Annotated in this window: 4 protein-coding genes; all 4 read left to right on the top strand. The window is 54.9% G+C overall.

The window, feature by feature from the left end; all coding sequences use genetic code 11:
* The coding region (locus tag ACE3OH_RS15625; RefSeq protein WP_374354917.1) for a patatin-like phospholipase family protein at positions 1–1,682 on the top strand (1,682 nt) is incomplete at its 5' end.
* 931 nt (positions 1,683–2,613) lie between these two features.
* Complete coding sequence (locus tag ACE3OH_RS15620) at positions 2,614–4,413, top strand: PAS domain S-box protein (RefSeq protein ID WP_374354914.1); 1,800 nt, start codon at positions 2,614–2,616, stop codon at positions 4,411–4,413.
* Positions 4,414–4,415: 2 nt separating this feature from the next.
* Entirely contained in the window at positions 4,416–6,854 is a 2,439-nt protein-coding gene (locus ACE3OH_RS15615; RefSeq protein WP_374354910.1) for an EAL domain-containing protein, read from the top strand.
* Positions 6,855–6,995: 141 nt separating this feature from the next.
* Positions 6,996–8,429, top strand: a complete 1,434-nt coding sequence (locus tag ACE3OH_RS15610) for a PLP-dependent aminotransferase family protein (protein ID WP_374354907.1) — start codon at positions 6,996–6,998, stop codon at positions 8,427–8,429.
* Positions 8,430–8,644 lie beyond the last annotated feature (215 nt).

The following is an 8,644-nucleotide window of genomic DNA, read 5'->3' as shown; positions in this document are numbered from 1 at the left end:
TGGAAAGCGGCGATATGGTGGTGCTGTCGCGCGGCGATCTGGCCGGCGCCATGCGTGCCAGCATGGCGGTGCCCGGGGTGTTTCCGCCGGTGGAGCGCGCCACACGTGTGTTGGTCGATGGCGGCATGGCGCGCAATTTGCCGGTGGATGTGGCGCGCGGCGTCTGCGGCGATGTGGTGATTGCCGTTGACGTCGGCTCGCCCTTGCTGACGCGCCAGCAAACCCAGGATGCGCTGAGCATTTCCGATCAGGCGGTGCGTGCGCTGATGCAGCGCAATGTCGACGAGCAGGTACGCCAGCTGGGCAAGCGCGATATTCTGGTGCGGCCCGATCTTGGCAATATGTCACCTGCGGGGTTTGCCGATGGCACGGCCGCTATAGCGGCCGGTGAAGCAGCGGCGCAGGCCGCCTTGCCGGCACTGCTGGGCTATCAGCTTGATGTTGCGGCCTATGCTGAGTGGCGTGCGGCGCTGGCCAAGCGGGTGCGCAAGAATGCGCCGATTGCGGCGGTGGAGGTTGAAGCCACCCGCTATGTCAATCCGGCCGTGGTGAAGGAAGCGCTCGATATCAAGCCCGGCGCACCCTTGCCGCTGGAGCGCTTGCATGCCGAATTGGGGCGGCTGTATGCCAGTGGCGACTTCGAGCAGATCGACTATCGCGTCCTGCCCGGACCTCAAGGCGACACGCTGGAAGTGCGGCCGCGCGAGAAGCCCTGGGGCCCGGGCTATCTGGACTTTGGTCTTGGTTTGCGCACCGACTTCAATGACGATGCCGCGTTCGAATTAGGTGCGCAGTACCGGCGCAGCTGGTTGAACCGCCTGGGTGGAGAATTCAAGGCGCGCGCCTTTATCGGCTCGACCCGCGGGCTGCAGACTGCTTTTCATCAGCCGCTTACCCTGGGTGGTAGCGCGTTTGTGGCAGCCAATGCCGGATTGGTGAGCGAGCCTTTCGAGCTGTATTACGCCGGCTCGCGCCTGGCACAGTACCGGCGCGCCGAGCGACAGATAGGTCTGGATATCGGCTCGGGCTGGGGCCAATGGGGCGAGGCGCGTATCGGCCTGGTCAGCGGCAAGGTCAATTTCAGTCGCAGTACCGGTGACCCGACCCTCAGGCAAGGTGCGACCCATGTCGGCGGCCTCAAGGCGACGCTGGTCTACGACCAGCTCGACGACGCGCTGTATCCGCGTGAAGGCGGCTATGCCAAGTTCGATTACTTCCAGTCGCTGACCGGGCTTGGCGCGACGGCCGCCTACACGCGCAGCACACTGGATCTGAAGCAGGCGCTGCGCCACGGCAGCTGGTCCACCTTGCTAGCCTTGAAGCTGGACCATACCCACGATGCGCCCGACTATGCCCAGCCTGCCAGTGGCGGCCTGTTCCAGCTGTCCGGCTTTCAGCCCGGCGAGCTACGTGCTGCCAGCATTGCCCAGGCCAGTATCCGCATTTCGCAAGATCTGGCAAAGCTGAGTCCGCTTTTTGGCAGGGCAGGTTTCTGGGGGATGGCACTGGAAGGTGGCAAGCTATGGCGGCCGCTGGACCCTAGCCTCGATCCGAGCCGCTGGTTGCATTCGGAAACTCTTTTTATCGGCAGTGATACGCGATTAGGCCCGGCGTATTTTGCCATTGCTTATGGTAGCAGCAACAAGGTGCGTACCTATTTGATGGTGAATGGGCAGTTTTGAATTTGGTGGCTTTCAAATACTGTCTGCGTTGCTAATATTTTAGAAAGAGTGGGGGGGTCTAGTCATTGCAACATCACGAATTGCAAATTTTTCAAATGAGAGAATCTGGCGAAGGGCTGTAAATCAAAGAGGTGTGGGGATTAATCTCTGTATTTGCGACCTCGCAATTCTCAGATGATCAGAGCGACTTCGGCACTGCCTGTATCGTATTCTTGACCGCTGCACTTGTACGGCCGCCATCGAAGTCGTTCCTGATTTGGAGAAGTGCAGATAATATTGCCATCCCGCGCAATGTGGGCTTTCCTGGGTTTGGTGCATAAAATGAACAGTGGATTAGGATGGTGCGATGTTCAAATGTGTCGCCTTGCGTGACCGTTCCGGGTTTTTGCCATTTGAAATAGTGGATGAGGGCGCTTCGGTCGATGTTGCTGCAGTGGTTTTAAATGCTGTATTTGAATTTGATTAGTGAAAGCCGCAAGGTGTGTTGCGCAGTGTGCTTGGCAGGTTGGTGCGCAACTCTTCGAATTCTCACTAAAACGTCAAAAATTGGCAAAACTCAGTGATTTTGACTAAAAATAAAGCGAAATCGGCCGGGTGTTTAAGCGGTGTGAGCTTGTTTTGCTCGAATTCCCTGCTTTGCATCCGGCGTTAGGCTTTTTATGGCCCTGCCAGTGCGCGCATCACTTTGTGTTAAATCAATCTGCATGTAAGCAAAATATATTCGTTGTCACGGAAATTTCTGAATCCCGATTTCTGCAATCCTGGGTGGAGTTCCAATGATGCTCAAATTTCCGGCACACGAGGAGGCGGTTCGTGATGCGATTGTTGATCAGCTTGGCTTGGGTATTTCAGTAAAATAATATATTTGATTGCGCGCCGCCTCGCATCTATAGATTAAAAAAACTAAGCCAAGTGTCAACTCGGAGGAAGTATGCAGTTTGATGGTGTGTCGCAACTTCTGCGGTTCGTCCTGGACAGTCTTCCCATCGGCGTGGTGCTGCTCGATACAGAGCTAAGGCTGCTGTATATGAATCCCGCTCAGGCCCAGACGAACGGCCTGCCCATTGATGCAATGCTAGGAAAACGGCCCGGAGAGTACATGCCCAGGGAAGCGGCGATGCTCATCGAGCCGCGACTGCGCTTCGTGCTTGAAAACGGTGTCCCGCTTGTAAATCAAGATCTTCGCGCGTCCCTACCCAGCCCAGATGGGAGTGTCTTTCATCGCATTGCATCCTACTACCCCTGGCGGGGTACTGATGGTGCGGCGTGCGGAATTTTGGCGATTGTCCAGGATTTGACGGAGCCATCCACGGCCCGAAAGCTGGTTGAACAGAGCCAGCGGCAGCTGTTGAAAGTGCTGGATACGCTGTATACCTTTGTGGGTGTGCTTGATCTTGATGGAACACTGGTTAGCGCAAATAGGGCACCGCTGGATGCCGCAGGCATCTGCATCGATGAGGTGAAAGGGAAAGCATTTTGGGAGTGTCATTGGTGGTGCTACGACAGTACCGTTCAGGCACTGCTGCGTTCAGCAATCGACCGATGCCGTAATGGTGAAATTGTACGGTTCGATGTTCCGGTGCGCATGAAAGGCGAGTCAATCATGTGGATAGACTTCATGTTAGCGCCATTGCGTGATGATGATGGCGTCGTCACGCAGTTAATTCCATCGGGCATAGATATATCCGATCGGCATGCTCAGGAGGTCGCCTTGCATGCTTCTGAGGAGCGATTGCGGTCGATTATTTCCTCATCAGATGAAGCAATCATCACCAAATCGCTGGATGGAATCATAACCAGCTGGAACCCGGCGGCCGAGCGGCTATTAGGCTACTCAGATAGCGAAGCCATTGGCCGCCCCATCACCATGCTGTTTCCTCCCGAGCGGCTTGTTGAGGAAAAGACGCTCATGGCACTTATCGTCAGAGGCGAACGAGTGGAACCGTTCGAAACACAGCGCATACACCGTGAAGGCAGGATACTCGATGTGTCGGTCACTATTTCGCCACTACGCGACAAGCATGGCAACGTTATTGGTGCTTGCAAGTTAGCGCGTGATATCCAAGGGCAAAAGCGCGAACGGGAATTGCAGGATGCTGCCTTGCAAGAAAAAACAGCCTTATTTCACGAAATTCACCATCGTGTCAAAAATAATCTGCAGGTTGTTTCTAGTCTGCTGAATTTACAGTCCCGACAAGCTTCGCCTGAAGCGGCGCAATTGTTGGCCGAAAGCCAGGCACGAATTAAGGCGATGGCACTGGTACATCAGTTATTGTACGAATCAAATAGTTTATCAACACTCAGTGCTGGAGAGTTTGTCTCAAGGCTTATGGCGCTGATTGGTGAAATCTACAATGCACGCGAGGCTAAAATTGTGATCAGAGTCTCAGTGCCGACCGCGACAATCTATTTTTCGGCGAAGCGTGTGGTTCCTTGTGGGTTGATAATTAATGAGTTGGTGTTGAACTCAATAAAACACGCCTTTCAGCCACATGTTGGCGGCGTGATAGATGTGAATATGAAGTATACCGATTCAGGTTTGGTCCGCATTCGCGTTTCCGACAATGGGTGTGGGCTGCCGGATGGTTTCGATTGGAGCGTCGGTACAGGCCTTGGCTCTCAACTGATACCGATGTTTGCGCAGCAACTTAAGGGTGAACTGATTATCGAACCCTCGCTTACTGGAACGAGCATTGAAATAGGATTCCATCCTGACAATACGGAGGCATAGTGATGCAATCCGAACGTATCCTAGTTGTAGAGGACGAACCGGTCGTTGCACTGGATTTACGTCAGACGCTGGAACGGCTTGGTCACGAGGTATGTGGCACTCAAGTAAGCGCTGACGGCGCCGTTTCGGCGGCACGTTGCCTGAACCCAAGTTTGATCCTGATGGATATACACCTTGATGGCGAACGCGACGGGATTGACGCTTGCAAGGAGATTTATGAGGAATTGCATCTGCCGGTTATCTATCTGACCGCATTTGCCGACGATGCGACGGTCGGGCGGGCGGCAGCAACCAAGCCATTCGGTTATGTGACCAAGCCATTCGATCCGCGCGAGCTGACCGCGGTGATCCAGGTCGCTCGCCTTCGGTATGAAACCGAGCGTGCACTGATTAAATCCGAAACGCGTTTGACCTTGGCCATTCAAGCAGCGGAATTAGGGATCTGGGAGTGGGAATCTCAACTGGACCAATTGAATGGTGATGAGCGTTTCAACCATATCTGGGGGGCGGGACTCTGCCCATTCAAAGCTGGCATGGCGGCGATGTTGGACCGCATTCATCCGGATGATCGTACTGGCGTTGGCGAAATGCTTGCAAGCAGTGGATTCTTCCACTGCGTGTTTCGAGCGTATCGCGACAACGGCGAGATCGCCTGGCTAGAAATGTACGGGCACTTGCGACGCGAGGTGGCTGACACCGCCATTGTGGTCGGTGCCTTGCGCGATATCACGCAGCGCAAACAGATGGAAGAGGCGTTGCGTCGGGCTAGTGTAGTGTTTGATGCCGCTGCCGAGGGTATTTTAATTTTGGATGATTTAGGGGCGGTGTTAACGGTAAATGCTGCCTTTTGTCGTCTGACTGGCTACGCTATCAATGATGTCTTGGGGCGACGTCCAAATGAGTTTCTACTGGTCAGGCGAGAAAGTGATCCGGACAGCATTCAAATGGCGCGTGAAAATAGCGGACATTTCTCTAGTGAGGTGGCTTGTCGCTGTAAGGATGGGCGTATTTTCCCCGCGTTGCAGCATCTTTGCGTTGTGGATGATATAGCTGGGGTACCCACCCAGTATGTCCAGATGTTGTCTGATATAAGTGCCATTCGCGAGGCTGAGCATCAGCTTATGCATCTGGCCTATCATGATCCCTTGACTGGGTTAGGTAATCGATATCTACTGGATAAGCGGCTCGGGCATGAGATGGAGTTGGCGAAGGCATCTGGACATTGCCTCGCGGTAATATTTATTGATCTCGATGGATTTAAATCCATCAACGATTCGATGGGTCATCATATCGGTGATCGCGTGATACAGGAGGCTGCGCGCCGAATATCTCAGGTAATACGGCATGGCGATGAAGCCATACGCCTTGGTGGTGATGAGTTCGTGGTGGTTTTGCCGGCTTTGCATCAAGGTGATGAGGCGATGAAGATCGGTCAAAAGCTTCTGTCTACTATTGCGAAGGCAATTCATGTTGATGAGCTGCAATTTGTCATTGGTGCAAGCATCGGTGTGGCAACATTTCCCACTGATGGAAAAACCATGCATGACCTTTTGAGTGCGGCAGACAGTGCCATGTATGAAGCAAAGCGTAGGGGGAAGGGGTGTGTTTGCGCATATTCGCGTGACTTGGTTGAGAATGTACGCAATCGATTAAACATCGAGCAGAGTCTGTATGGTGCACTTGAGCGCGGCGAATTTGTTTTAAACTTTCAGCCGGTGGTGGATTTATATGAGTCTCGCCTGGCTGGCTTTGAAGCTTTGATTCGATGGCAGCATCCGGTGTATGGTTTGGTAAATCCAGATAAGTTTATTCCTGTGGCTGAAGAAACGGGGATGATCGATGCAATTGGAGCGTGGGTGCTTGATCAGGCGGCTGCACAGTTGACGGTATGGAAGCGCCATGGGGCAAAAGATCTCTTTATGGCAGTCAATGCATCAGCTCGCCAATTCCGCAACGATGGATTCCTTGCTCAAGTTGCAACGATCATTGATCGATATGAATTGGAGTCGGAAAGCCTCGAGATCGAAATTACTGAATCGATATTGCAAGATTTTCACCATAGCCGCCGAGTTGTTCTTTCGTTGCGTGAGTTGGGGGTAAATGTGGCAATTGATGACTTCGGTACGGGTTTTTCTTCGCTATCGCTCCTTAAGCACCTTCCCATTACCAGGATTAAGATAGACCGCTCATTCGTGATTGCACTCCCGGGAACGGCACGTGATGTTGGATTGATCTCAGCCATGATGCAGATGGCAAACAGCCTTGAATTAGGCGTGACCGCCGAAGGCATAGAGACTGCTGAGCAATCGAAAATATTGAGCTTGATGGGACGACCCGCAGTGCAAGGCTACTATTTTGGAAGACCGGCGCTTCCATCGGCATTTCCTATCCATTGGCTTCTGGAGAAATGTAAGCGGGGAGCATACGACGATTTAGGCTGAGTTGAGATAGTCCATAATCCATATTCTCGATTGAAGTTGTGCTGCCGGCGAGTTGTCCGGTTACAGTTTTGCTTGTTCAGTATCTACTAAGCGCGGACAATCACCAGACAGTTCCGGACAGTCCCGGTGCGTTTGGGAGTAATGATGGCCCCGTTTTCGGTTGATCACACGCATGACAAAGCCTTGGTCGAGCAGATCGTCGAGCAGTTTGTCGAGCGCATTGGCGACAAGAGCTTGCGTGCCGGTAGCCGACTGCCCTCAATCCGCCGTTTTGCCGCCGACTACGGCGTATCCAAGTTCACCGTGGTGGAGGCCTATGATCGACTGGTGGCGCTGGGTTTTGTGCAGTCGCGGCGCGGCGCCGGCTTTTTTGTGGCGCCCCGGCTGGAAAACCAGGTCAATGTGCCGCCGCGTCGCGATCCGCCACTGCGCCGCTGTGTCGATAGTCTGTGGCTGCTGCGCCAGGACGCACTGAGTAACGATAACGAAATGCTCAAGCCAGGCTGCGGCTGGCTGCCAGCTAGCTGGATGCCGCAAGCCGAGCTGGAAAAGGCGCTGCGCGATCTGACCCGCCGCCCCAATGCACGACTGACCAGCTATGGCGAACCGTTCGGTTACCGGCCGCTGCGCCAGCAATTGAGCGTGCGCCTGGCCGAGCTGGAAATCGGCGTCGAGCCGGAGCAGATCGTGCTGACCCATGGCGCCATGCATGCGCTGGACCTGATTGCCCGCTATTTTGTCGATGAGGGCGATGTGGTGCTGGTGGATGAGCCGGGCTTTTTCAATGTATTTGCCAATCAAAAGCTCAATGGCGCACGCCTGGTCGGCATTCCGCGCACCCCCAACGGCCCGGATGTGGCGGTGCTGGAACAGATGCTGGCCCTGCATCAGCCCAAGCTGTTCATTACCAATAGCGTGCTGCATAACCCGACCGGTACCAGCCTGAATCGCGCCACCGCGCATCGCTGCCTGCAACTGGCCGAGAAATACGATCTGACCATTGTCGAAGATGATATCTACTCGGACTTCCAGAACGGGCCGGGCGAGCGCCTGGCGGCGCTCGATCAGCTGCAACGGGTGATCTATATCGGCAGCTTTTCCAAAACCCTGTCGGCCAATCTGCGCGTCGGCTTTATCGCGGCAGACCGGCGCCGTGCCCAGGATCTGTGCGACCTGAAGCTATTGACCGGGCTATCGACCTCGGAAGTGGGCGAGCGGGTCATCCACACCATGCTGGTCGAGGGCGCTTATCGCAAGCATATGGATAGGGTGAAAGGGCGCATCAAGCAGGCCGCCGATATCGCGCTGCCACGGCTGGAAGCGCTGGGCTACACGCTATGGGCGCAGCCAGTTGGCGGCATGTTCGCCTATGCACGCGTGCCCGGCGTGGATGATGCCGCGCCGCTGGCGCAGCAGGCTTTGCAGGAGGGCATGATGCAGGCGCCGGGCGTGCTGTTCTCGCCCGGCGCCGGGGTGGTGCCGTGGCTGAGATTCAATATGACCCATCTGGAAGACCCGCGCGTATGGCATTGGCTGGAAAGAGCGGCGGCAGGAACCCTCGTCAGCGCGCTATAATCCGCTTTTCTCTTGGGAATGGCTGTGCTGCACGATCAGGTCGATGCATTGCGGGTTAGCACCGCGCGATACACGGCAGATGCGACGCAGGCAGCATGTTTCCGGCAACAACCTTATTCAAACGGCGGTGTACGCACCGCCGTTTGTCATTGGAGTCAATGATGGGCACACCACGCAAACCCGCTTCAGGCAAACCTCAGGCACAGACAGGCGAC

Origin of the sequence: Chitinimonas sp. (assembly GCF_041904975.1) — a bacterium.
GTDB lineage: Bacteria > Pseudomonadota > Gammaproteobacteria > Burkholderiales > Chitinimonadaceae > Chitinimonas.
The sequence above is the reverse complement of the archived record's forward strand: the minus strand, read 5'-3'. Positions and strand labels throughout refer to the sequence as shown.